The organism is Paenibacillus lycopersici, assembly GCF_010119935.1.
GTDB classification, from domain to species: domain Bacteria; phylum Bacillota; class Bacilli; order Paenibacillales; family Paenibacillaceae; genus Paenibacillus_Z; species Paenibacillus_Z lycopersici.
On sequence record NZ_CP048209.1, the window covers coordinates 5,945,820 to 5,971,204 of the forward strand.

The 25,385-nt window shown below is 60.5% G+C and carries 19 protein-coding genes and 1 riboswitch; of the genes, 1 reads left to right on the plus strand and 18 read right to left on the minus strand.

Features of this window, described 5'->3' with window-relative positions:
• Positions 1–21 precede the first annotated feature (21 nt).
• The 9 genes from GXP70_RS26120 to GXP70_RS26160 all read right to left on the minus strand — a co-directional run bounded on the left by GXP70_RS26120 (position 22) and on the right by GXP70_RS26160 (position 9,138).
• Positions 22–1,206: a hypothetical protein gene (locus GXP70_RS26120; protein WP_162359522.1), complete on the minus strand. Its 1,185-nt coding sequence runs from the start codon at positions 1,204–1,206 to the stop codon at positions 22–24.
• The gene (locus tag GXP70_RS26125; RefSeq protein WP_162359523.1) at positions 1,203–2,183 is read right to left on the minus strand and encodes a helix-turn-helix transcriptional regulator; all 981 of its coding nucleotides are present in this window, start codon (positions 2,181–2,183) and stop codon (positions 1,203–1,205) included. The genes GXP70_RS26120 and GXP70_RS26125 overlap by 4 nt, the downstream gene beginning before the upstream one ends.
• A 673-nt stretch (positions 2,184–2,856) precedes the next feature.
• A complete protein-coding gene (locus tag GXP70_RS26130; RefSeq protein ID WP_162359524.1) occupies positions 2,857–4,557 on the minus strand; it encodes an outer membrane protein assembly factor BamB family protein in 1,701 nt (566 codons plus the stop codon).
• 259 nt (positions 4,558–4,816) lie between these two features.
• Positions 4,817–5,665: a bifunctional 5,10-methylenetetrahydrofolate dehydrogenase/5,10-methenyltetrahydrofolate cyclohydrolase gene (locus GXP70_RS26135; protein WP_162359525.1), complete on the minus strand. Its 849-nt coding sequence runs from the start codon at positions 5,663–5,665 to the stop codon at positions 4,817–4,819.
• 64 nt (positions 5,666–5,729) lie between these two features.
• Positions 5,730–5,809, minus strand: a riboswitch (ZMP/ZTP riboswitch).
• A 210-nt stretch (positions 5,810–6,019) separates the two neighbouring features.
• Complete coding sequence (gene coaD, locus GXP70_RS26140) at positions 6,020–6,496, minus strand: pantetheine-phosphate adenylyltransferase (RefSeq protein ID WP_162359526.1); 477 nt, start codon at positions 6,494–6,496, stop codon at positions 6,020–6,022.
• Positions 6,493–7,005, minus strand: a complete 513-nt coding sequence (locus tag GXP70_RS26145; RefSeq protein WP_162359527.1) for a phosphoesterase — start codon at positions 7,003–7,005, stop codon at positions 6,493–6,495. Before GXP70_RS26145 ends, coaD begins: the two co-directional genes overlap by 4 nt.
• Before the next feature lie 25 nt (positions 7,006–7,030).
• Positions 7,031–7,363 (minus strand): cupin domain-containing protein, encoded by a 333-nt coding sequence (locus GXP70_RS26150; RefSeq protein ID WP_162359528.1) that lies wholly within the window; start codon positions 7,361–7,363, stop codon positions 7,031–7,033.
• Positions 7,363–8,403 (minus strand): zinc-dependent alcohol dehydrogenase, encoded by a 1,041-nt coding sequence (locus tag GXP70_RS26155; RefSeq protein ID WP_162359529.1) that lies wholly within the window; start codon positions 8,401–8,403, stop codon positions 7,363–7,365. The genes GXP70_RS26150 and GXP70_RS26155 overlap by 1 nt, the downstream gene beginning before the upstream one ends.
• A gap of 177 nt (positions 8,404–8,580) precedes the next feature.
• Positions 8,581–9,138 carry a GNAT family N-acetyltransferase gene (locus tag GXP70_RS26160; RefSeq protein WP_162359530.1) on the minus strand — a complete coding sequence of 186 codons (558 nt, stop codon included), beginning with the start codon at positions 9,136–9,138 and terminating at the stop codon, positions 8,581–8,583.
• A 202-nt stretch (positions 9,139–9,340) separates the two neighbouring features.
• Here GXP70_RS26160 and GXP70_RS26165 point away from each other — a divergent pair, with 202 nt between their 5' ends.
• Positions 9,341–10,210 carry an alpha/beta hydrolase gene (locus GXP70_RS26165; RefSeq protein ID WP_162359531.1) on the plus strand — a complete coding sequence of 290 codons (870 nt, stop codon included), beginning with the start codon at positions 9,341–9,343 and terminating at the stop codon, positions 10,208–10,210.
• Between the two features lie 301 nt (positions 10,211–10,511).
• Here the strand turns inward: GXP70_RS26165 and GXP70_RS26170 are convergent, their stop codons facing one another.
• The 9 genes from GXP70_RS26170 to GXP70_RS26210 form a co-directional block, all read right to left on the minus strand.
• Positions 10,512–11,678: a peptidylprolyl isomerase gene (locus tag GXP70_RS26170; protein WP_162359532.1), complete on the minus strand. Its 1,167-nt coding sequence runs from the start codon at positions 11,676–11,678 to the stop codon at positions 10,512–10,514.
• A 69-nt stretch (positions 11,679–11,747) separates the two neighbouring features.
• Entirely contained in the window at positions 11,748–14,351 is a 2,604-nt protein-coding gene (locus GXP70_RS26175) for a sugar-binding protein (RefSeq protein WP_162359533.1), read from the minus strand.
• A 95-nt stretch (positions 14,352–14,446) separates the two neighbouring features.
• On the minus strand, positions 14,447–15,355 hold the full coding sequence (locus GXP70_RS26180; protein ID WP_162359534.1) for a phytanoyl-CoA dioxygenase family protein: 909 nt from the start codon (positions 15,353–15,355) through the stop codon (positions 14,447–14,449).
• Positions 15,356–15,438: 83 nt separating this feature from the next.
• On the minus strand, positions 15,439–17,049 hold the full coding sequence (locus GXP70_RS26185) for an ABC transporter substrate-binding protein (RefSeq protein ID WP_162359535.1): 1,611 nt from the start codon (positions 17,047–17,049) through the stop codon (positions 15,439–15,441).
• Between the two features lie 64 nt (positions 17,050–17,113).
• Positions 17,114–18,076 carry a carbohydrate ABC transporter permease gene (locus tag GXP70_RS26190; RefSeq protein ID WP_162359536.1) on the minus strand — a complete coding sequence of 321 codons (963 nt, stop codon included), beginning with the start codon at positions 18,074–18,076 and terminating at the stop codon, positions 17,114–17,116.
• Positions 18,077–18,096: 20 nt separating this feature from the next.
• The gene (locus GXP70_RS26195) at positions 18,097–19,044 is read right to left on the minus strand and encodes an ABC transporter permease (protein WP_404822371.1); all 948 of its coding nucleotides are present in this window, start codon (positions 19,042–19,044) and stop codon (positions 18,097–18,099) included.
• 168 nt (positions 19,045–19,212) lie between these two features.
• The gene (locus GXP70_RS26200) at positions 19,213–20,835 is read right to left on the minus strand and encodes a response regulator transcription factor (RefSeq protein ID WP_162359537.1); all 1,623 of its coding nucleotides are present in this window, start codon (positions 20,833–20,835) and stop codon (positions 19,213–19,215) included.
• A complete protein-coding gene (locus GXP70_RS26205; protein ID WP_162359538.1) occupies positions 20,828–22,591 on the minus strand; it encodes a sensor histidine kinase in 1,764 nt (587 codons plus the stop codon). The genes GXP70_RS26200 and GXP70_RS26205 overlap by 8 nt, the downstream gene beginning before the upstream one ends.
• Positions 22,592–22,849: 258 nt before the next feature.
• Positions 22,850–25,213 (minus strand): bifunctional diguanylate cyclase/phosphodiesterase, encoded by a 2,364-nt coding sequence (locus tag GXP70_RS26210; RefSeq protein ID WP_162359539.1) that lies wholly within the window; start codon positions 25,211–25,213, stop codon positions 22,850–22,852.
• Positions 25,214–25,385 lie beyond the last annotated feature (172 nt).

Sequence of the window (25,385 nt, forward strand, 5' to 3'; positions counted from 1 at the left end):
GCCCCCAGCGCTCCCTCTCGGCTACAACGCCTCCGCAACCCGCCGCAGCATCGGCAGCGCGGCCGCCTCCGCCCGCTTCGCCTGACGCAGCCGCTCCGCGTACGCCGCGAGCCGCTCCGTCTGCAAATAATGCTCGTCGCTCTTCCCTTCGAACGGCAGCAGGTCGGCCGCCGCCTGCAGCGGAGTATGCACCTGCCTGTACGCGGCCGCCGCATCAAGCAGCAGCTCCGCCGCTTCGCCGCCGATACGTCCGGCAGCTTCTTCCAGGAACGGCACGGCATATTTGCGGCACTCCGCCCAGCATGACGTATTGTACGACAGCGCGAATATATTCGGCTTCCCGCTCTCCGCCGCTCCGATCCAGACGTCGTACGCCCGCAGGCCGGATGAATACGGCGGCTGCACCCATTTGGCCGGCCCTTCCGCATGCTCCAGCGCGAACGCCAGCGCCTCCTTCACGGTATCCTCGGGTCCCGACGACCGCCCCGGTTCCACCGCGTACATCTCGAGCAGCCCGATATGAACCGTGCCGAGCCGCTCCCAAGGCGTCATCCCTTCCCCCTGCAAAATAATCCAGTCGCCCTGGTCCGACATGACTTCGCGCACGCCGCCGTTGCTGACCATCCGCACGCTGCCTTTCAGCTCGAAGCCTCGCGTCGCCCCAAGCTCCGCAAGCATGGCAAGCGTCCGCTCGTCCTCCAGCGGCACGTACGGCTCGTCCCCGTAGGCGGCCAGCCGTTCCAGCAGCCGAGGCTCCGGGTAGAAAATCCGCCGCTCGTTGCGGCCCTCCAGCTCATCGACGCCAAAGCCGGCGAACAGATAGCCGCGCTCCTCGTAGCCGTTCACGACATAATACTCCGGAATCGCGAGATTGTAGCCGTAGCACGGATAGCCGCGGTCGATGGCGTTTCTCGTCAGCTCCCACGCCATCCGCTGCTTGACGCCGAAATCCTCGTCCGTCCGGAAGCCGTATACGCCGTTCACCGTAAACCCCAAATTGTTGCATAGCTGCGTCATCGGCGTCTGGTGCCAGGAGCCCCCGGCGCCAAAGCCCTGCTCGTCCGTCAGCGCGATGAACGCGGCGCCGGTGCCGCCGAACAGCCAAGCTTCGGACAACCCGAGCCCCAAATAATCCGTGCATCCCTTCAAACAGCCCAATTGCGTATTCCAGAACGATTGCCATGCCAACCCGTCCAAACGTTTCATGCGCGTCCCTCCGCCGTTATCGTTTCGGGCTTATCGGCCCGGTACGCATCCAGCTTAATACGGGGAGCCGGACATAATCTGTCATGCTCCTCCATTCGCCTTAATTTCTTGTCGAGCTGGTTGAAATAGAGGTTGCGCAGCCATTTCGGCGAGTCAACCGCCGCGCCGGCCGGGGAAGCGAACAGCGCCGCCAGCAGCCGGAGCGGATCGTAATACTCGACGCGGAACAAGCCGCCGCCGACCGGTTCGAACCGAAACGGAAACGTTCCGGCATAGGAAGGCGCGTCCAAATGCACATAGGCGATGTTCGCCCCGTTCGCCAGCTCCGGCACGATCTCCGCCTGCTTCAGCAGCGGCGTCAGGTCGTAGCCCGAATCCGTTACCTCCACCGCCGTCAAACCGTTCAACGCGAAGAACCGGATCTGTCCGCCCGGCTCGCAATAACCGACAACGAAATTCTGGCCGTGAAACGCATACAGCTTGTACGGGGACAGCAGCATGCGCACCGTCTCGCCGGCGCCGTCGACATAGGCGATCGTCGCCTTGGCCCGCTTCTCGATCGCCTTATTCAGCAGGTCGAACCGGTTCAATTCCGCCGGATCGACCGGGAACAGCGGCAGCGCGATGGCCGTTTCCCCGGCCTCCCCGTTATCCACGAGCCTGCGGAACAGCCGCGCCAGATGCCGCGCATGCTCCGATTCCAGCTTGGCGTAACGGTCCGCCAAGTACTGCAGCCCGCGCCGCTGCTCATCCGTCATGACGACATGACCGAGCACGAACGTGTCATGCGCGTAATAGTAGCCTTTGCGTACCGGGCAATACGCGATCGGGGCTCCCATCGTATCCCGCAAATACTCCACGTCCCGGGCTGCCTGCCGCGGCGACAGCGAGAATTGCTCCGCGATGCGGACGCAGTTGGGATACCGCTTGGCGCGGATTTGGCCGTCGATCCAGCTTAACCGGTGCAGGTTGCTCACAAGCGCTCAGCTCCTCGTCGCAGATACCTTATTGATCCTCATTATAGCAAAGAGAGAATGACGCATGATGTCATTCTCAGCTTGTTGAGTAACGTATAAGATGATTCGATCAGGCTCGTGCCAACCTGCGCCCAAGGCGCACGAACGGATCCTGTTGCCGCTTCGCCGGCGCGGCATGGGCTGCCGGAGCCGCTGCGGACCGGCTGTCTTCATGACGGCTGATTCTCGGTTCATCCGTCGATGCAAGGAAGCGGACAGGAGATCCGTTATGCGCTGCTTGATCCCGTTTTTTCGTATGCTGGCGGACAGGAGATCCGCTATATCAGCCGAATACCATGTTCTCGGTACCATTCGGGGACATTAACGGATCCTCTGTCCGTGCGCTGCCCCAATAGCCCGATTCCGCCAAAATAAGTGATCCTCTGTCCGCTAGTCTTGGAGGGGGATCCGTTCCTTTCAGCATATGCGGGCGCCGTGCGTTCTCGATACCCCGGGAATGGTGCAGGATGTCATGCTCGGGCTGTCGGGAAAACGATTGAAAAGCATCCGGCGCCGGCGGCGGTTCATGCAGCGTTCCCTGCATAGGCCTGTTGATTAGCCCCGTACGCTTCATGCTTCCGCGTGTTTCCATAAGCCTGCTGTACGCGCGAACGCGGCACTCTCCAGCTTGCTGCTACGAAGCCGTCGTCGTCACGACGACCGTCCGCGGGCCCGGCTCCCACGTCACCTTGATGCCGAGCAGCTTCCCGATGTCGCCGACCGGCACGTACAGGCTGCCGCCGATGACCGTCGGCGCGTACGACAACGGGATTGGCTGGCCGTCCTTCACGGCCGAAGCGGAATTCTCGGCAAGGGCGAAGGACGCCTTCCCGTACGCGATCGTCGTTTGCCTGCTTGCCGCGTCATAGCTCACCTTCGCCCCGATCTCCTGCATGAGGAAACGCATCGGCACGAACATCCGGTTGTTCAGCGTCATCATCCCCGGCTGAAACTGCTTCGGCTTGCCGTCGATGATCAGGCTCGCTTCCGCCTTCATGAACGCGCCGGAAGGCCCCTGATCAAGCGGCTTCGTCAGCTCCGCCGGCAGCCGGAACGCGTAGAGCTTGCCTTCGGCCTGCACGAGCAGCGTGCTGCCCGCTGCCTGGAACGGCCCGTAGCTCCGGGCACCCGTCTGGAAACGGAACGCCGCTTTGCCCGTCGTCACGTTCAGCGCGACGACGGCGCCGTCCGTCTGCCCGACATACATGCCGCTGCCGATGAAATCGACCCGGCTTGCCGGATTGTCCAGCCCCTCGTAATACACCGCCGATTGATCGAACAGCTTGCGGGCATAGAGGCCCAGGTTATTGGCGCTGCGGAAGAAAATCTTCCCGTTGTACGGACCCGCGACATAATCCCCCGAGACATATCTCGCCGGCGCGTCCGGAGCGTCATTGACGTTGTACGAGAACACGCCGTTCTCCTGCGTCACGATGTAGATGTCGTTGCCGTCCATCGTTACTTCCTTCGGAGACTGATACAACGGATCGAGCGCCGTGCTGACCTTGACGAACGATAAGCTCTTCGTTACCTGCCCCGTCTTGGCGCTGACGATATCCACGTAAGCGACGTATTCGGAGGTGTCGTTGCGCGGCCAGTCGTTGTTGAAATAGAGCTTATCGCCGTCCGCTTGCAACAGCTTGTTATGGCTGCCGGACAGCCGCCACAGCGTCTTGCCCGTCGCCTTGTCGACGGCGTAATACGTATTGACCGTAATCGCGCCCGATTCCCATGTGCTGATCAGCAGCATATTCGCCAGCACAATCGGCTCGCCGTGCCCGGCCGCATCTCCTCCGGCCGTCCAATTCGCCTTGCCCGTTGTCAGATTGATCGAGGCCAGGCCGCCGCTCGAAGCCGCGTACAGCGTGGAGCCGTCCGCCTTCAGCCAGTAGATATTCTTCGCTTGCGTCTGGTAAATGCGCGCTCCCGCGCCCGTTGACGGGTTCACCTTGTAGACGCTGCCGTCGGCGCCCCCGACATAGACGAAGCTGCCGGCGACGACGGCCGAGCCCGGCTGCAGCTTCGTGCCGAACGACCACAGCGCCTTGCCGGAAGCGACGCTGCGCGCGACCAGCGTGCCGTTCTTGATGAGGTACAGGCTGTTCCCGTTCACGACGGGCGGGTACGTCACGCGGTTCGCCGCGGAAGGCGGATCAAGGTCCGCGCTCCAGAGCGGCTTGGCGGCCGGCACTTTATTTTCGAAGCTGTACGACGTATCCAGGCTGTAGCTCGGCCCGCTCCCGTATTGCGCGGAAGCCGTGCCGGCGGCCCCGAGCGAAGCGGCGGCCAGTCCGGCGGCCAGAACGCCGAACAGCATAGGTTTGAACTTGCGCATGGCGGTAACGCCTCCTTCGGTTATTCGAATCCTGTCTACGTCATAGACGGGCAGCCGCCGCGAAAGGTTACACGATCGCTTCAAAAGCCGCAACGCTGCCGCGATTGTCCCGAATAAGGCATAAAAAGAAGCCTTGATGACTGCCATCAAGACTTCCATCGTACCGCCGCGAAATGGAGTCGTTCCCGTTGCGCAACTACTCGCCGTGCGGCTCGACCTATGCCTGGGATCGGTGAAAGATCGTCCGCATCCTCGCGGCCTACGCGCCGAATTTCTCCGCCGCGTCCACCGTATGCTTGAGCAGCGTCGCGATCGTCACCGGGCCGACGCCGGCCGGAACGGGCGTAATGGCGGAGGCCTTTGCCAGGCATGCCTCGTAATCCACGTCGCCGACATTGCCTGGATTGTAACCGGCATCGAGCACGACGGCCCCCGGCTTAATCCAGCCGCCCTGCACGAAATTCGGCTTGCCGACGGCGGCGATCACGATATCCGCCAGCCGGACGAGATCGGCCAGGTTCTCCGTCCGGGAATGGCAGGTCGTCACCGTCGCGTCCGCGTTCAACAGCATCGCGGAGACGGGCTTGCCGAGAATCGGGCTCCTGCCGATGACGACGGCATGGCGGCCCCGGACAGGCAGCTCGTAATGCGCCAGAATCGCCATGATCGCCGCCGGCGTGCAGGACGGATAATCCGCGTAGCCGAACGCGTTCTGCGCGAAGCCCAGCGTCGTCACGCCGTCGACGTCCTTCTCGATCGCGATCGCTTCGAACGCCGCGCGCTCGTCGATGTGATGCGGCACGGGATGCTGCAGCAGAATGCCGTGCACGGCCTTGTCTTCGTTCAATTGGCCGATGGCGTCGATTAGTTCCTCCGTCGTCGTGCTTGCCGGCAGATCGACGCGAATGGACTTGATGCCGAGCCGCTTGCACGCATTGCCCTTCATCCGCACGTACGTGGCGGAGGACGGATCGTCGCCGACCAGAATCGTGGCCAGGCATGGCGTTACGCCCCGCTCCGCCAGCTTGGCGATGCGCGGCGCCAATTGCTCCTTGATCCGGGACGCGACTGCGTTACCGTCAAGTATCCGTTTGATTGCGTGAGACATGGTTCATCATCCTCTCCGTTTATGAAAGCTTCCGAGAACAGAAAGAGGCAAGGGATCGCTCCCTTACCTCTGCCCAGGCGTACGGCCGTATGAACGAAGTGCTCCCCCGCGGTTCGCCGCGTTACGCCAGTCACACTCGCCTCTGAATCGTTGGTTGTATTATACGCCCGCCGGATGCCCGCAGGCAACCCTGCAGGCGGACGGTTCCTTCCGACGGCCCGCCGGCGCGCTGCCGGCATCGCGTCATGAGCGAGCCGGCGCCCGCATCCCGATACCCGGCCAGGCCGCGAGGATCCATCCCGATGGATCCGTATAGAATCGCCGCCAGCAGCTGCGGCGGCGCCCCCATCCCGGCTAAACCGTGAACGTCACCATCCGCGCATACGCGTCCCGATGCATGTACGCCTGTGCCAGCTCGGTCTTGTTCGACTGGAGAAACATGCGCACGAGCGAGCTGCTCGTCTGCGTGTCCTTCACGTACGGCGACAGATAGACGGTGTCCGCCTTCGTCGTGCTGCGCATGTACTGCTCCAATTGCAGCTCGTACTCGAGGTCCGTGGAATTGCGGATGCCGCGGATGACGGCTTTCACGCCGTTCGCGTTCACGTAATCCGCCACGATGCCCTCGAACGGCACGACGACGGTGTTGGCCATGTGCGCGATCGACAGCTGCACGAGCTCGGTGCGCTGCGCGATATCGAAATAATGCTTTTTGCTCCGGTTGTTCGCGATAATGACATGGACCTCGTCGAACAGGCTGCACGCCCGCTCGATAACCGAGATATGCCCCAGCGTAATAGGATCGAAGCTTCCCGCGTAGACGACTCTCATGCTTGTTCCTCGCTCGGCACGACGGCATCGCGAATCTGCTCGAACGTCAGCGGCGTGTAATCCCAATGCTCCACGCAGACGTTGAAGTAGTGGATGCCCTCGTATTTCTGCCCGTGGATATGGCCGTGCACGTTCACGTACGGCATATGCCGGTTCATGTACATCGGCTCGTGCGACAGGAAGAAGAAATCCTTGTAGATGATCGGATGCTCGCTCACCTCGTCGAAGCCGACGTCCAGCCACCAGCTTCGCGTGCGCCCGCGGTCGTGATTGCCGAGGATGAGATGCTTGCAGCCGTTCAGCCGCGAGACGATCTCCTTGGTCCGGTCCCGGTTCAGAAACGAGAAATCGCCGAGATGGAACACCTTGTCCTCCTTGCCGACGACGGCGTTCCACTTCTGGATCATCGTTTCGTTCATGTCCTCGGCGTTCTCGAACGGCCGCGATTCGAAATCGATGATCGCCTTATGGCCGAAATGATGGTCGGAGATGAAGAATACCTTTGCCATGCGAGATCACGCCCCTTGTACGCCGTTATTCGGCATCCGTGATGGTCGCCAGCAAATCCGCGCGTAGCGGCGTGAACGTCTCGACGACGACCGTGTCTTCCAGCGCCGTCACTTCATGCACGGCATCGCCGGGAATCACGAACTGCTCGCCCGCGCCGGCGACGGTGATCTCGCCGTTCATCTCCAGCTGCAGCCTGCCGCTGACGACGAATGTCAGCTGCTCGTGCGGGTGCGAATGCGCCTTGCCGACCGCACCGTTCTTCAATGAAACCATCATGCTCATGATCGTCTTGCCCGGCGTGAAAATTTTGCGTTCGATGCCGGGGCCCGACGTGTGCCATTCCTCAAAACGCGGCATTATGCCCCACCTCCTGGTAGTAGTAACACTTTCGATACATAGCCCGGCTGCCCGAGCAGCGTCTCGAACCAGCGGCCGCCTTCCTCGAGCGGCGCTTCGACGACGCCGTCGGCAAGCCCGATCCGGCCCTCTTCGATCCATTTCAGCGCCGTCCGGAAATTCGCGGCGGAGTAGGCGAAGGCGCCCGTCATCGTCACTTCGTTCCGGATGGCGATATTAATCGGCAGCACCGACTCTTCCTCGTGCAGCCCGGTGAACACGACGCGCCCGCCGCCCCGGCACGCCAGCACGCACTGCTTGCGCGTTAAGCCCGAGCCGACCGCGTCGATCGCGGCGTGGACGCCTGCGCCGCCGGTCAGCCGCTTCGTTTCCTCCAGCGTATCGACGCCTGCTGCCGGGCAGACGATATGCTTCGCGCCGAGCTTGGCGGCAATCCGCAGCCGGTCCGCGTTCATGTCGACGGCGATCACGTCTCGTACGCCATGCTGAAGCACTGCCTGCAGCAGGAGCAGGCCGATCGGCCCCATGCCGAGGATGAGCACCGTATCCGACGGTTTCGGCGCGGCCAGCTCCGCCGCGCGGATCGCGCAGGCGGCAGGCTCGGTCATCGCCGCCTGCTGCAGCGTGACCGCGTCCGGGACGGCATAGACGAACGCCGCCGGAAGCTTGACGTACTCCGCGTTGCTGCCCGGCAGCGCAGCGGACAGCAGCTTGCGCGACACGCACAGCTGCTGCCTGCCCGTGATGCACGGCTCGCACTGCCCGCATGTCACCAGCGGGTTGGCCGTGACGCGCTGGCCGATCTGCCAGCGGCCCTCCGCCGCCGCGCGGCTGCCGATCTCGGCGATCGTGCCGGAGAACTCGTGACCGAAAATCAGCGGCGGCTTGCGGAGCGAGTTCTTGCCTAGATAGCCGCTCAGCTCCGAGCCGCAAATGCCGGAGTACGCGACGCGGATCAGAATATCGTCTTCGCCGGGGACGGGCTTGTCCGTCTCCCGGATCACCATCTCTTGCGGTCCTTCATAGATAAGCGCCTGCATGCTCGTGATCGCTCCTTTGACAATTCGATTTGTCCGATTCGTTGCGTATCATCCTAGCGGTATTCGGCTTCCAATCCATTCGGCACATCTGTTTCTGTTTATCCCCATGGTAGCACTCCCGCGGCAATCTCGAAAGTCCCAATCGAGGGGGCGCCGGCGCTTATATCCGCGCCTCGGCTATGCGTCGCGAAACCGCTTGTAGTGATGATAAGCTTCGCCTTCGATCATGATGTCGCCTACCGGCCGAAACCCGCATTTGACAATGACCCGATTCGATGCAGTATTATGCGTGAGGGCCAGGGCGTTCAGTTCTTCCGTCAGCCCCTGTTCGAACAAGTACCGGATCAATCCGGCCGCAGCTTGCGTCGTATAGCCTTTGCCGCCGTACGCGGCAGAAATGCCGTACACGATTTCCCGGTTCGGCGGCGGCAGCTCGTCCTTGATGCCCGTGCATACCCAGCCGATGAAGGCGCCCGTCTCCTTCAGCTCGATCGCCAGTCTCAGCTGAAGATCGCCGATGTCCCGTCCCTCCCGGACGGCTTCGAGGAACCGCTCGTTGCCGGGGATTTCGTAATTCAGCAGCCAGTCCGCGCGAATGTCCTTGGTATCGGCATTCCAGCCGGGCAAATAGCGGACGATCTCCGGCTCGTGCGTGATCGCGTGGAAGGCATCCAGATCCTCCGGGCGAAAAAGCCGCAGGACGATCGCGCCGCAATCGATTGCAAAGTCGTTCATGTTCCCTCCTCCTGTACCATTAAGCCTGACGATGAATATAGTTATAATTTACCACATTACGCAGCATACTGGAGTTCGAATACGCGCCAAGCCGGCGAATGCCAAAAAATGTTGTAAGCGGAACCAATAGATTTCATAATTCTGACACCGTTGTGGTAAAGTTGAAATAGAGAATGATGGAAACAAGGAGGCAGCACAGGCTATGAAGGAGCGTCAATTCGAGCTGCGATGCAAGGACGGCTCGCGGCGGTACGCGGCGGAATGGGAACCGGACGAGAGGCGCGATCTCCGCGGCGTCATCGCCCTCGTGCACGGCATGGGCGAGCATATCGGCCGCTACCGTCATGTCGCCGAGATGTTCACGCATGCGGGCTATGCCGTCTTCGGCTTCGATCAGGCCGGACACGGCATGACCGAAGGCAAGCGCGGACATACGAAGTCGTACGAGGCGCTGCTGGACGGCGTCGGCGCGATGCTGGCCGAAGCCGAGAAGCGTTACCCCGGCACGCCGTTGTTTCTATACGGGCACAGCATGGGCGGCAACGTCACGCTGAATTACGTCCTGCGGCGCAAGCCGGACATTACGGGCGTCATCGTCACGGGACCATGGCTGCGGCTTGCGTTCAATCCTCCGCCGCTCCAGCTCATTATCGCCCGGATCGTGAACCGGCTGTTCCCGGCCTATACGAACGACAGGCCGATGGTCGGCGACCATTTGACGTCCGATCCCGAGATGATCAGGCGGTACCAGGAAGATCCGCTCGGCCACGGCTCCATCACGGCGCGGTTCTTCCTCAGCGTGCAAGCGGCTGGGTTGTGGGCGATCAAGCATGCGTCCGAGTGGCGCGCTCCGCTGCTGCTCATGCACGGCGGCACGGACAAAGTGACGTCCATCCTCGCCAGCAAGCAATTCGCCGACGCCGTCGGGTCCAGATGCACGTTCATGGAATGGCCCGGCTTGAAGCATGAGCTGCACAACGAACTCGACCGCGAGGAAGTGTTCGACGTCATGCGGGATTGGCTGGAGGAGCGGCTGGAGGATAACCGCCGCAATGCGGGCACGGCGCGATGAAGTACGCGAAGCGGCCGAGATGAGGCGCGACGGGCCGGTATGGGCCGCGATTAGCCGGTATTCCGCGTTCGCCATATCGCGTTTGCCATATCGCGTTCGCCATTTCTCGTCTGCCGTATCGCGTTTGTCTTATCGCCATCTCGCATTCGCATTCGCCTTTCCCTTATGTCATGAAGCCCGCGAGCCCCGCATGAAGAGCGATGCACGACCCCAGCAAACCAAAACACGCCCGCCGCGGACGCGCCTGTATCCCAGGCCGTCCCCGACGGGCGTTTTCTTGTTCCCCGCTTCGCCGCATGCTCTATTCCGCTTCCAGCCGGTCGTACGCGCCATGGTCGATAACGATCTTGGCTTGCTTGACCGCCTCTTCGATCCGCTGCGCGTACGCTTCGTCCGCGAGCTGCTTCCGAATTTGGCCGCCGACTTCGGAGAGCGGAACCGCCTTCGGACGATCGACGGACAAGGCCTTGACCGCGTAGAGCGCGCCGTTCTCCGCGACGATGCCGCTGACCTCGTTCGGCTTCAGCGCTTGCGCGGCCTGCAGCAGAAGCGGATTCACCATCGTGTCCGCCTTCGCGGAATCCGCGTCGAACGTCCGGGAGGCGAACGCCATCGCCCCGTCGCCGCCGTAACGCCGCTGCAGCTTCGTCCAGTCTTCGCCGCCAGCCCAATCGTCTCTCGCCCGCTCCAGCTGCTTGTACGCGGCGCCGCCTGCGCCGCAATCATCCGCTCCGCACGCAATCGAGATGAGCGACGCCTTGACGGCCGCTTGTCCGGTGTAGTCGGCGAGATGCGCCTCGTAATACGCGTTCAGCTGCGCATCGCCGATGACGTCCCGCGCCGCCAGCTTCTCCTTTAGCCGCTCGACATTGTCCGTCAGCCACGTATCGTAATAGAACGACGCCTCCAGCCGCGCGGGCCCGTACACGAGACCGCCTTTCTTCAGCGTCTGCGCCCTCCGCTTGTTCTCCGCTTCCCATTGCTTCAGGAACGACCCGTACCCGATATCCTGCACGATGCCTTCCCGCTTCGCCAGCCGGAGCTGCACCTTGTCTTCTACGATCGCCGCGAGCGTATCCGCGCGCAGCTTGTCGACGGTGCGCTCCCCGCCGTAGGCGCTCGCCCAGAAATCCGGCGTATCGGCCAGCCGGTACGTCTGTTGAAAATAATCGTAGACGCCCGCCCGCTTGGTCGATTGCTTGCCGCGGAACTCCGCCGCCGTTACGGGCTCCCCGTCAATCGTCGCCACGACCGCCGAATCCGGCACGTCCGGGCTCTTGGCCGCCTGCGCCCGATAGACGGACACCCCGATCAGGATCATTGCCAATACGACGAATCCTGCAGCCGCGAACCGCAGGCTCTTCCTTCGACGCCCCGGAACGGTCGCCGTACGGCGGGACGCGTCCGCTCCTCTCTGGGTAGATTTCCCCTTGCGCTTGCGCATATCCTTGTTCGTCGCGATCGTCATCGACCTCCCCGCCAGGCTGAAAATGAAACAAGCAAGCGGCTCAAGAAGCAAGCCGCCTGCCAAACGCGATCAAGGCACTTGAACGAAGCTCCACTGCTGATTCTGTCCGCCGTTGTCGTAATATTGAATCGCATCGCCACCGTCGACGAGCGACACGCCCGACATGTCGAGCAGCTTGCCGCTCTGCCGGTTCGCGAGCTTGTAGTACCCGCCGCCGGCGCTCGTCAGCGACCAGTTCTGGTTCCAGTTGCCGTTATCCGCGTACTGGGAGCACATCGCGCCGTCCAACGTGGACGCGCCGTAAATCTCCAGGATTTTGCCGTTTGCCCGGTTCTTGAATTTGAAATAGCCGCCGCCAACGTCGATTGCCTGCCATTGCTGGTACGTCGCCCCGAGGTCGGACCACTGCTCGATCTGAACGCCATCGGAGGAAGAACCGCTTTCCGGCCCGAGCATTTTGCCGCTCTGGCGGTTAACGATCTTGTAATACGCGTTATTGACGAGCGGGCCCGAGGCGCCTGCGGCAAGCGTCAGGTTGCCGAACGCGGACGTATCGGTCCAGTTGTTGCCCGTGCCGCTCCACATCAGCTGGCTGTTGCGGTCGCCGCCGTCATCGTCGTCATTGTTCGCGATATCGAGCCCGATGACCGTTCCCGCCGATGGGGTAATGCCGAGATTGGACCACGGAATGGCGATTTCGCCGCTGAAGCCGCCGGAGATATTCGCCGTCGCATGAAGCACGCCCGTCGTGTTCCCGCTTCGCTCGAAGAGGCCCGCAGCGTCGTTCCAGCGGATCGCGAACTGCCGGTCGTACGAATCGTAGCCCGTGCCTTTGTTATGGTCGGCGTCCACGTAGATATCGAACGAATCGTCGTTGTACATGTCCGTCGAATCCTTGTACAACGCGCTGTCCAGCGCTTGAATGCCGACGTACAAATACGTGCTGTCCCAAGCCGCGCCGAATTGGACCGTATTGTTCGGCACGCCGCTGATCGTCTTCGCGACGTTCGTATTGATCGACCAGGCCGTCTCGTTCAGGCTTCCGTCGATCGTCATGGGCGTGGATACTTGCTGCGCCGACAGCGAAGCCGTTGACGACGTGCCGCCCGTATACTCGCTTGCCCCGATGTCCGGCGAGCCGTTATAGAGCGAAGCGCCCCAGAAATCAAGGCCGCCGTTGCCCGTGATCGTCTTGCCGCTGTCGATCGCCGGGGAGCCGGACTGCAGCTTGTAGCCGTCGACGGTCGAACGCCCGTCTCCGCCGGAACCGCCGTTCACGAACAGCGGATTGCCCGTGACCGCATGCGCGTCGCCCGCCGGAGGCGTGAAGCCGTAGTACAGGTTATGGTCGTACTGATGCACGGATGGCAGGCTGACCGTGCCGCCGCCCGATACGTAGAAAATATTGTTCTCGTACGAATTGTTCAGCGTATCGCCATCCCACGAAGCAATCTTGTTGCCGTGAATGACGAAGCCGGATCCGTCGCCGTTATAGAACGTGTTGTTATAGAAATGCGCCGGATTGCCGTCGACGATCGTTGCCGTGCTCCAGTGCTGATGATGGTCGTTCTGGCTGATGTTGTAGCGGACGATATCCTGTCCGTTCTGCAGGTTGCCCGTGCTCATGAAGAAGCCGCCGGCATTGTCATGCGAGTAATTGTATTGATAGAGGTGTGTGCCGTACGTGTTGAGGTCGGTGTCGAACGCCATGGAATCGTTGTCCACGCCGGATTGGAAATGCGTTCTTGCCACTTCGTTGTATTGGAACGTGGAATCCTTGGACGACCAGGACCAGACGGCGGCGATCCAGCGATGGTTCGTGCCGTTCACGCCCGCGTTGTAGACCGTGTTGTGATCGATGACGGCGCCGTTGCCGTATCCGATGACAATGCCGTCGGCCCCCGTCCGGTTAATGGCGTTGTTGCTGATTTTGAGGTTCGTGTACCAGGTCGCGGCCGTCGCATCGTTATACTGCGTGCCGGTCCCGTTCGAGTAGATGCCGATGGTCGAAATATCGTGAATCTGATTGTTCTCGATGCGCAGGTCGTTGAACCGCGAAAGCGCGGAGCCCGGCGCGCCGTCCCATACCGTAATATAGATGGCGGCGTTGTAGTACATGTTCTCCGGCGAGGCGTCGCGATCGGAAATGCCCTTGACGTTATGAATGTTGAGGTTGTTCAAATAAATGCTGTTCAGCGTGCCGACGCCCTGTCCCGCCACCAGGATGCCGTGCCGCTTGGCGACCGTCGCGGAATCGTTCGTAATCTCCAGATTCTGCACGGTCACGTACTGCACGTTGAAGAGCTTGATCGCTTCTTCCGCGCCGCCCCCGTTGATGATCGGGTCCGCGCCCGTCCCGTACTTGCCGAACGTAATCCGGCCCGCGCTGCTGCCGGAGCTGCCCGGACTGAGCGTGCCCGTCCAGGCGCTTCCGGATTTGAAGAGAATGCTGTCGCCCGCCGAGAACGACGCGCCGTTAACTTTGGCCAGCGTCTTCCAAGGGGTGCTCGTGCTCGTACCGTTATTGCTGTCGCTGCCCGACACCGAGTCGACGTAATACGTCGCGCCCGCCGCCCCGGCGGGCTTCGCCGCCAATCCCAATGAAGCGAGCAGCAGCAGCAATGCCATGGTGAAGCCAATAGCCGCGTTTCTTGCCTTCCATCCAGCCGACATCCCATAACCTCCTTGTTATTGTCTTACAGACAATGAAACAACGCGGTCACCGTCGATGCTGAACCGGCATCACCCCCTTCGCGGGCCGACTTGGCCTACTTCCTGCCCAGCGCCTGCCGGATGCTGATCTCCACCGGCGAGTAGTCGTCCGGGTCGGCCCGGTCGTAATTCATCCGCTCCTTCAGCGGCGTCTTCTGGTTGCACATGAAGCGCGGGCTGCCGGAATGGTTCTGGGAAGGCGTGTGATACAAGAACGGATGGCACAGGATAATGTCGCCGGGCGATGCCGTCGTCTCGGCAACGCGCAGCTTGAAGCCGTCGGCATCGGTATGCCACTCGTCCATGAAGCGCTTGACCCGCTCCGGATCTTCTTCGCCTGCTCCGGTCAAGCCGGTCAGCTCCGACAAGTACGGATGCTCCAGATTCAGCATGTCGATGCCTTCCTGCGGCTCAAGTCCTTCGGGATGCTTCTCCAGAAATTTCGCCACGACCTTGTGCGAACCTTCTATGATCAGCGTTCCGCCGCCGCGAGGTCCGATTTCGGAGAAGATGCACAGACACAGCAGCCCTTGATCGGGGCTGTCCACGTAGTGGCGGAAATGGCCGCCGTCCCAATGCCAGCCGCCCGTCGGCACGGTCCACGGCTGATCGGCGCCGAGCGCGAAATTGACCGGCCACCAGCCCCATGTGGAGACGACCTCCTCCTGCCCGTATACGCCCCGGTCGATCCAGCGGCCATGACCGGTCAAATCTTCGATCGCGTCCGCCATCCGCACCGTATTGCAGCGGTCGAAGGCGCCCCCGTCATACGCTTCCCGCAGGTAGTACATCGGCCGCTGCCATGTGCCGCGGTCTTCCCGGTCAACGCCGAATTGGGCCAGCTTCTCCCAGATGAACTGCTGGCATTCCAGCGCCAGCTCGCGCGGGAACGCCTCTTCGACCTTCACCCAGCCGCGTTCGATGAAATGCGCGATTTGCTCTCTCGTCAATACTTTGTTCTCCATGATGCCGCACCTTCGCTTTCCGTCCTGAATACGGCGAGAAAGCCAGCGCCGCGAGAGCACTGACTTCCCAGCCTAGATCACACTTACTGGCCTTTGGCCGCACGCCATGCGTCGAGCTGCTTCTGCTCCTCGGCGATGACTTTCTCGATGCCGGCCGCCTTCAGCTTGTCGATATACTTCGGCAGGTACACGTTCGGATCGAGCGTGCCGGATTGGAGACCCGAGTTGAATTCCTTGCCGACGTTGGAGATGGCTGCCGCTTCGGTCTTCACGTTCGTCGGATCGAAGACGAAGCCGAGCAAGGCGTCGTTCTTCGCCGCTTTGTTGAAGTCCATGAACTTCTGCCACTTCTGCGGATCTTCGTTCGCCCACAGGTAATCGTTGAACTGGTTGCCGAACAGCCACGCTTGGTTCAGGTTGTAGCCCGACGTCTGGGCCGTCACGCCGTCCGCGAAATCGATCGTGTTGTCGCCGACTTTCTTGTAGTGCTTGCCTTCGATGCCGAAGGCGATCAGGTTGACCAAATATTTATCCGTATACAGCAAGTTCAGGAACATCATCGCGCGATCGGGGTCTTTGGACGTCCGGGAAATCGACGTCATCGCGCCTTGCGTGTCGCCGGTGCCGATGATCGGCTGCGTCAGCTCGACCTGCACCCATTGCACGCCCGTTGCCGTGCTGACTTCGGCGTCTTTGCCCGGCTTCAGCTGCTCCGGATACGAGAACGCCTTGCCCGCTTTCAGACCGCCGCTCAAGTCCTGCAGCGTTGCCGCGTCTTTGTTGACGTAGCCTTTCTGGTACCACGAATGGATGAGATCGTAGCCCGCTTTCGCCTCGGGCGTTTCAAGGCCGTTGATCAGCTTGAAGTCCGTTTGTCCGAGCGGGAGCGTTCCGGCGCCGCCTTCGAAGTGGTCGAAATTGTTGGAGTTCCATACGTTGAGCAGCGAAATGTCCTTGTTCAGATAGAACGGCGTAACGCCAGGCTCGCTCTTCTTGATGATATCGAAGTACGGCTCCAGGTCTTCCAGCTTCTTGATCGTCGTAATGTCGATGTTGTATTTGTCCACGAGGTCTTTGCGGAGCATAACGCCCCATTGCGTCGCCATTTCCTTATTGGTCGGCATGCCGTAGTTCTTGCCGTTCACCTTGGAGCCTTCGAGCAGCGCAGGCTCGATGACGGCTTTCGCATCCGGCGCGTCCTTGTCGATCAGGTCCGTCAGGTCGATGATGTTGCCTTGGGAAATCTTCGTCGAGAAGCCGTTCCAGGCAGCCGTGTACAAGAGATCGAACGGTTCGCTGGACGCGAATTTCAAGTTCATTTTGTCGTCCCAGCTGCCCCAGTCGATGACTTCGAGGTCGAAGGACGCATTGATCTTGTCTTTCAAATATTTGCTGACTTCCTCGTTGACCAGCGCTTGATCCTTCTGGGAAGCGGCGCCCGGCACGAACCATTTGATCGTGTACGGCTCCAGCTTGGCCGCGTCGGAACCGCCGCCGTCGTTCGCCGCTGTATTCGTGCCGCCGCCATTCGCTGCGTTGGTTGCCGCGGAATCGTTCGAAGCCGCGGCGTTCGTGCCGCCGGAATCGGCGCTGCCGCCGGAGTTGTCGTTATTGCTGCCGCAGCCCGCGAGCAGCGCGGACACCGCGAAAGTAGCGGCTAAGGCTGTCAATCCTTTGCTTTTTAGGCCTTTCATCGTAGGAACCCTCCTGTTTTTTAGAATGATGCCATTGTTCTGTATGCTAACCGGAAACCCGGGATTAGCCTTTCACCGCGCCGACGGTCAGGCCGGCGACGAAATACCGCTGGAAGAACGGATACGCGAGCACGATCGGACCCATGCCGACGATACACATGGCCATCCGCACCGTTTCGCTCGGAATCTTGGCGATTTCCTGCGCGCCGACGGCCGTATTGCTCTGGGCGTTGGACTGCAGAAACTGCAGGTTGCGCATGACGCGGTACATCATGTACTGGAGATTGACCATTTTGTCGTTGTTGATGTAGACGAGACTGTTGAACCAGTCGTTCCAGTAGCCCAGCGTGTAGAACAGGCCGATCGTCGCCATGACCGGCAGCGAGAGCGGCAGCACGATGCCGAAGAAGATGCGGAACTCGCCTGCCCCGTCGATCTGCGCGGATTCCAGAATCGACGGATGGATCGTCTGCTGGAAGAAGGTCCGCGTCGTCAGCACGAGGAACGCGCTCATGAGCAAGCCGGGAATGATCAGGGCGAACAGCGTATCCTTCAAGTGAAGGATATTCGAATAGACGAGATAGCTCGGTACGAGACCGCCTCCGAAAATCATCGTGAAGAAGATGAAGAAGGAGAAGAAGCCCCGGAATTGAAAATCCATGCGCGACAGCGGATAGGCGTACAAGGCCGTCATGAGCATGCCGGCGATGCTGCCGATGATCGTCGTGGCGATGGAGATGCCGTAGCCCAGCATGATTTTATGCATGTCGTAGCTGAGGTAATGGTAGGCGGCGGTGCTCCACACTTTCGGAATAATCGAATAGCCGTGCAGCGTAATCGCGTTCTCGTCGGACAGCGAAGCCGAGATGACGAGCAGGATCGGGAACAAGCAGGCGATGCTATAGAGAATGAAGAAGACGTTGACGACCAGATTGGAGCCGCTCGAAATCGAATTGATGCGTTTGGCTTTCCTTGGGTTGGAGGCGCCGGCCGCGGCTGCCGGAGCCTGCGCAGTCGTAATGCTCATTGCGGTTGTCGCTCCCTTCTTTAAAATAATGCGCTCTCTTTATTGACTTTGCGGACGATCAGGTTGACGGTCAAGACGAGCACGAAGCCGACTGCCGATTGGTACAAGCCTGCCGCGGAGGACATGCCGATGTCGCCTAGCGAAAGCAGCGCGCGGTACACGTACGTGTCGATAACGTTGGTCGTCGGATACAGCGAGCCGGAATCGAGCGGCACCTGATAGAAGAGACCGAAGTCGGCGTTCAGGATGTGTCCGACGGCCATCAGCATAAGAATGATAATGATCGGCCGGATTTGGGGCAGCGTGATGCTGACGACCTGCCGCCATTTGGACGCGCCGTCCATTAGGGCAGCCTCGTAGTATTCGTTATCGATGCCGACGATGGCCGCCAAGTAGATGACCGTGGAATAACCGATGTTCTTCCAGATGTAGATGAGCGGAAGAATGTACGGCCAATACTTGGGCTCGTTGTACCAGGCGATGGCATCCATGCCGAGCGGTTCGAGAATATGCGTATTGATGAAGCCGAACTCCACGCTGAGCATGGAATAGCCGAGATAGCCGACGACGACCGCTGAGAGGAAGTAGGGCAGGAACATGATGTTCTGATAGAATCGCGCGGCGATCCGGTTGCGCAGCTCATTGAGCAGAATCGCGAAGGTGACGGCGATGACCGGCGTGATGGTAATGAACAGCGCGTTGTACAGCACCGTATTCCGGGTAATGATCCAGGCATCCGACGTCTTGAACAGAAACTTGAAGTTGTCGAAGCCGATCCATGGACTGGTGAGCCACCAGTAGTGCAAGTTCATATCGATTTTCTTGAAGGCGATGAGCGTGCCAAACATCGGCAGGTAGTTGTTGATCAGCAGGTAGAGCGTTCCGGGGAGCATCATCAGCAGCAAGTAGCGGTTCTTATATACTTTGCGGCCGAACGAAAAGCGTTTTCTTCTCAATTCCGTGTTCAGTACATTCACCTCATGTTTATTTCGACATCGATTTTGTTCTAGACCTATTGTAGAAGAGATCGATGGGAGCAGATAGGAACAGAAATGACATAGATGACGTTATTATGACAAACCCCCGCCAAGCAGCTTGGCAGGGGTTGAGGTTGTCCGGGACCGCGCGCGCCGCGGTCAGCCGACGATGCTCTGATAGCGTTTGCGATACTCTTGCGGGGTAATGCCGACCGTCTTCTTGAATACCTTGCCGAAATACGAGAAGTTCTCGTAGCCCAAGGCATCGCCGATATCGCTGATTTTCTGGTTCGTCTCCGTGAGCAGAATCTTCGCCTGATTGATCTTGGCCAGAATAATGAAGTCCATCAGCGACTGGCCGGTCTCCTTCTTGAAGAGGCGGGACAGATACGCGGAATTCAGATAGACGTGCGCGGCGATATCCTCCCGGTTGACGTCCCGGATATTCGCCTGAATGTAATTCTTCACCTTCTCGATATTCGCGCGGTGATCGCCTTCATGCTGGCTGAAGTAGTCCATGCCGGCCGTCAGCAGGCGCTCCGCCCAGCTCTTCAGACGGGCAAGCGACCGCGTCGCGGAGCTTTCGCCGCCAAGCAGCTTGGCGCCGACGACCTCCTTGGCCGGCCAGCCTTTCCGGTGGGAGACATGGTACACCATATGCAGCAGCAAATAATAGACGGCCTCCAGCGACTCGTGCGTCACCGGCTGTCCGGCGAGCTCCTTGAACGCCGCGGACAGCCGCTCCAGCAGCTCCGTCTTCTTGCCCGCCTCGAACAGGACGATCCATTCCGCCCAGTCGATGCAGGCCGGCGCCTGCGCCTGCTGCCGGCCGCTCCGCTCGAAGCCGAACTCCCGCAGGAACATGACCGTCTCCGATGCCGCCACGCTGCTTTGCTCCATCTCCAGCAAGGCATGATACGTCTCCGTCAGCCCGCCGATGTCCGCGGGCTCGCCGATGTAGCAGGACAAGCGGCAATAGAAGTATGCGGACGACGCCTGCATGTATCGGCCGCACACGTCGGCAAGCTGCTCTTCGCCGAGCGCCCCCTCGTCTTCGTAGAGCAGCACGAACAGCACGCCGCCCGCATCCCGGATAACGGCGCCCCTTCGGGAATCCAGGAACATCTCCTCCGCGCTCTTGAGCAGCGCGTACTCCAGAATCTCCTCGTCCCGCTTGCTGAACGCTTCGCGGAACTCCTCGACGCTGAGCAGAATCGGCCTGACCCGCGTCTGCGGCGTAATCGGCAGGCCGTACGTCTCGATGGCCTGCGTAAGCCGCCCGCCGCCCGGCATGACGCGCGCTTCCAGCACGTCCCGCCAGAACTTCTCCCATAGCAGCGGCTTCTGCGATTCCCACAGCCGGGCGTACTTCTCGTACCGCTCCGAGTAGTCCCGCTTGTTCCGCTCCTGCCGCAGCTTCTCGCATGCCCGCGAGACGACCTCCGCGATCTGCTTGTGCTTGACCGGCTTCAGCAAATAATCGAAGCCGCCCAGCTGGATGGCCTGCTGCGCATACGCAAAATTCGCATGGCCGGTGAAGAAGATCGTCAGCGTGTCCGGTTTATGCTCGTTCACCCATTCCAGCAGATCGAGCCCGTTGCTGCCGGGCATCTCGATGTCGCATATGATGATATCGACGGGGTTCGCCTGCAGCTGCTCCTTGGCGGATTTGACGCCGTAGGCGCTGAACAAGCCGGTAACGCCGATCGACGGCCAGTCGATACAATTCATGATCGCCTCAACGGCATATTTCTCGTCATCGACGACGAGCACGTTATACATCGCTGTCTCCTCCTTCGTTATCCCGTTCCACGGGCAGCCGAATGCCGATCACCGTGCCCGCCGGCTCGCCGGCGGAGAACCGGACCTCCGCCCGGTCACCGTAAATCATGCCGAGCCGGCGCTTGACGTTCCAGATGCCGAGCCCGCCGGCCCCTTCCCCGCCGCTCTCCGAGGCGCCGGTCTGCAGCTGCCGCAGCTTATCCGGCGGCAGCCCGCGGCCGTTATCGGCGATGACGATCTCGCAGCCGCCGCCATTCGGCAGCGGGTTGACCGCAATCGAAATGACGTAGAGCCGTTCCTCCTCCGGCATACCGTGAATGACAGCGTTTTCGATAAAGGGCTGGATCGTGAGCGGCGGCAGTGGATATTCGGCGTAGCTGCCGGGAATATCGACCTCGAACGCCAGCTTGTCGGGAAAGCGCAGCTTCTGGATTTCCAAATAGTTCGAGATGTGGTCGATTTCTTCCGAAAGCGTGATGGTTTCGCGGTGCGCCCGCGTAATGAAGCGGAAATAATCGGCCAGATGCTCGGTCATCTTCTCGACCAGGTCGTTCTTCCGCAGGGACGAGAGGCTGTAGATAATATTCAGCGAGTTCAGGTAGAAATGCGGGTTGATCTGTGCCTGCAAATGCTTGAACTCGGCCTCCTGCTTCTTCAGCATGCCTTCGTACACGTCGATCTTGAGCCGGCTGATCTGGCCGGCCATGCCGTTGAACGTATCGATGAGGAAGGCGAACTCGAACGACGATCCTTCCTTCAGCCGGACGCTGAGGTCGCCGTGCATGATTCGCCGCATGCCGGACATGAGCGCCTGCATCGGCTTGAGCAGCGTCCGCTTGAGGAAGATCGAATAGAATACGATAACGATCAGCCCCAGCACCGGAATCAGATAGATCGCCCACTGAAAATAGAACAGCTGTTTCAGCAGGCTGTTCTCGGGCACGATGGCGATCATGTGCGCCGGCGCCTGCGCGAACGCGGCGCTGACGGCCAGATAGCCGAGGCCGCTCTCGCGGTTGAACTTACGGTAAGCCTCGCTGCCGGGCTTCTTCAAGCTGTGCTCGATATTCGCGACGTCTTCGTCCGTCAGCGTCGTTGCCGTGAGCGGCACGCCCGCGTTGGAGACGAGCAGCTCCTCCAGCCCGGAATCGAGCGGCGCCGCGTTCAGCTCGTCGATCAAGGTCTCCGCCTTGATCAAGGCGCCGACGAATATCGCGGCGTCGGCCACCCGCTCGATGCGGACGAAATAATTGGCGTCTTCCGTTTGGATGATATCCCACGCATGCACTTGCCGAAGCTTCGTATTGGACAAGTATTCGTCGAGCACATGGTGATACCGCTCGATTTCGCCGTACGAGCGCTGGCTCGTGATCAGTCTGCTCGGCTTGTCCAGATAGACGAAGAACGTATCGACTTCCTTATAGGAGCCCTGGTCCTGATCGAACGAATTGAGCAAGGACTGCTTGGCGAAGAAGTAGTCGCCGCTCTCCTCCGGATACGATGAGAGCGTTAACAAATTCGGGTAGGACGGATTGCTGGCCGTCTGCTTGAGCAGGTAGCTGACGGTCTGCCCCAGGGCAATGTCCTGCTTCGCCGCCTGGGTAGAGATCAGGTTGCTGTTGGACTGCGACACCTGTTCCCGCACGACGTTCATCGCGTAATAGTTGTTATAGAATAGAAACAGGATGAGAGGAACGGTGACAATGATGAAGCCGATGATGAATTTATACCGCAGCGTACGTTTTTTCCGAACCATGACGATCTACCCGCCTCCGCATTCAAACACGACTCTCCTAATCCGTTAGATCTAATCCTAGCGTAGCACTCCGGGGTCGAAAATGCGATAACACATTCTACGATCCCCGCGCCCGTTCCTGCCGCCCACAACCGTTGGAAGGGAAATCCTGTTCCAACATTATACTAGCGAACGCAACAAGAAGGCTATCCTTTCGGCGCTGCCGCTTGGAAGGATAGCCTTGCGGGGCCTCGCTCTGCCGTGCGGCGCATCATGCCGCTAACCGCGATCGACGGCGGCAGCCGCCTCGCGCGCGGCAATCAGGCTCGGCAGGTCGGGCTCGGGGACCGGCCTGCTGTGCAAATACCCTTGCACATAGTCGCAATCCCAATTCTTAAGCAGCGCAAGCTGCTCCTCCGTTTCGATGCCTTCGGCGACGACCTGGTGTCCCAATTTATGCACGAGCGCGATGATCGATTCGACAATCGCTTTCTCGCCTGCCGCGGCGGCCATGTTCTGGATGAACGACTTGTCGATCTTGAGCGTATGGATCGGCAGCGACATCAAGTAGCTGAGCGAGGAGTAGCCGGTGCCGAAGTCGTCCAGGGCGATTCGCACGCCCAGGCGCTCCACTTCCCGCAGGACGGCGGTCGAGCTCTCCAGCGAGTCGATCAATACGCTCTCGGTAATTTCGATCTCGAGGCATTCCGGCCGCAGCTTCGTATCGCGCAGCGTCCGCGCGATGATCTCGGCCAGGCCGGACTGTCTCAGCTCTACCGCCGAGACGTTGACCGAGATGCTGTAAGGCTTGCCGAACGCGCGCTGCAATTCGACCGTTCTGAGGCATGCCTCCCGCATGACCCATGCGTCGATCCGCCCGATCAGTCCCGCTTCCTCCGCGATCGGAATAAATTCCATCGGCGAGATGGCTCCCAGCTCGGGGTGATGCCAGCGCGCCAGCGCTTCGAAGCCCCGTATGCGGCCCGTCGTCGTCTCCAGCTGCGGCTGGTAATGCACGCTCAGCTCGTTGTTGTCCAGCGCCGTGCGCAGCGCCTGCTCCATCCGCGATTTCTTGACGACGGCGTCGTTCATCCCGCCCTCGAAGAATTGCGCGTTGTTCCTGCCCAGCTCTTTGGCCCGATACATCGCCGTATCCGCGTTCTTCAGCAGCTCCTCGCCCGACAGGCCGTGCTCCGGATAGACGGCGGCGCCTATGCTCGCCTTCACGACAATCCGCTGCTCCTGGATCATGAAGGGCGGCAGGAAGAGCTCGCCGATCGTATCCATCAACGCCTTCAATCGTTCCCGGTCCGGCGCGTCTTCCAGCAGAATGACGAATTCGTCTCCGCCGAACCGCGCAACCGTGCCTTCCGCGCCAAAATGGGTCGTCAGCCTGTTCGCCGCCTGCCCCAGCAGCCCATCGCCCACGGTATGGCCGAGGGTATCGTTGATCCGTTTGAAGTTGTCGATGTCGAGGAAGACGATCGCCGGCTTCGCGCCGGCCGCTTCCGCATGCTCGACGGCACGCTGCATGCTGTTCGCGAACTGCCTGCGGTTCGGCAAATTCGTCAGCGGATCGTAGAAGGCGAACGTGCGCAGCGAATCGACCATATGATTGAAGGCATCGCCCAGCTTCTTGAACTCGTCGTCGCTGTCGATCGTCACATGCCCCGACAAATCGCCTTCGCCGATCCGATCGGAGGCGGCGGCCAGCGTATGGAGCGGCCGGATAATCGAACGGATGATCAGCGAAATGATGCCCGCCGACAGCAGAAGCGCGCCGAGCAGGACGAACAGCGTCGTTTGGAAGATGGGACGAACGGCTTGATTGATCTCCTCCTGATCGATTTCCCCGACGATCTTCCATCCGGTCAGGTCATTGGTCAGGAAGATCGCCTGTTTCTGCCGGCCATCCGCCTTGTACCTGATCGCGCCCGACGGCCGCGCAAGGATCGAGGCATACGGCTCGGCCTCGGCCTTCGTGCCGATCGCTCCCTGCGGGCCGGCAATGAAGCCCCCGTCGCTGTCCAGCATATAGACGAAGCCGCTCTCGCCGATTTTCGACTGATTCACGCTGCGGGTCCATTCGGCCAGCGGAATGGAAATGACGAACACGCCCCGTCGGTCCGCCGTCGCTGCCGATACGGGCACCACGTATCCGGCATCCTTCACTTTGGACAGGATCGGCCGGGACAGCATCGCTTCGCCCGGGTTCGCCATCGCCAGCTTGTACCAGTCCCGTCCTCGGGGATCGTAATCGGGATCCGTGAACACGGCCGACTTCGGCGAAATCATATAAGCGCCTTGATCCGACGCCACGAGCGGATTGCCCATTTCCGGATTTTGCTTGATGAGCCCGTCGAGCATCGCGCGAATCGCCGGGTCTTCGTCCCCTTGGCGCGGCCCGATGTCCCCGGCATTCGTCAAGCCCGCGATGAGCAGCGTTTCGCGTTTGCGCAGCTCGATCGTCTGCTCGATGGAGCAGTTGAGGATTTCGACATTCCGGCGCATTCCCTCGAGCGTCTTCTTGGATACCTGCCTATAGGCCGTTCCGTAGGAGAACCAGCCGATCAGCACGCAGGATAGGGATAGAATGATCAAGACGGAGAAAATCAATTTTGTCCTTACGTTAAAGAACCGCATACGATCCACCTCTTTATATCGCCGATCTCCATGACCATTTCCGCCTTCATTCGACAATATTCCGCTTCAATTTACAAAATTCTTCCTCTTTTAATTCTGAACGAAATCGAAAAACCCTTGAATTTCACATAAAAAAAACAGCCCGCTTCCGAATGGGAGCGGGCTGCTCGGC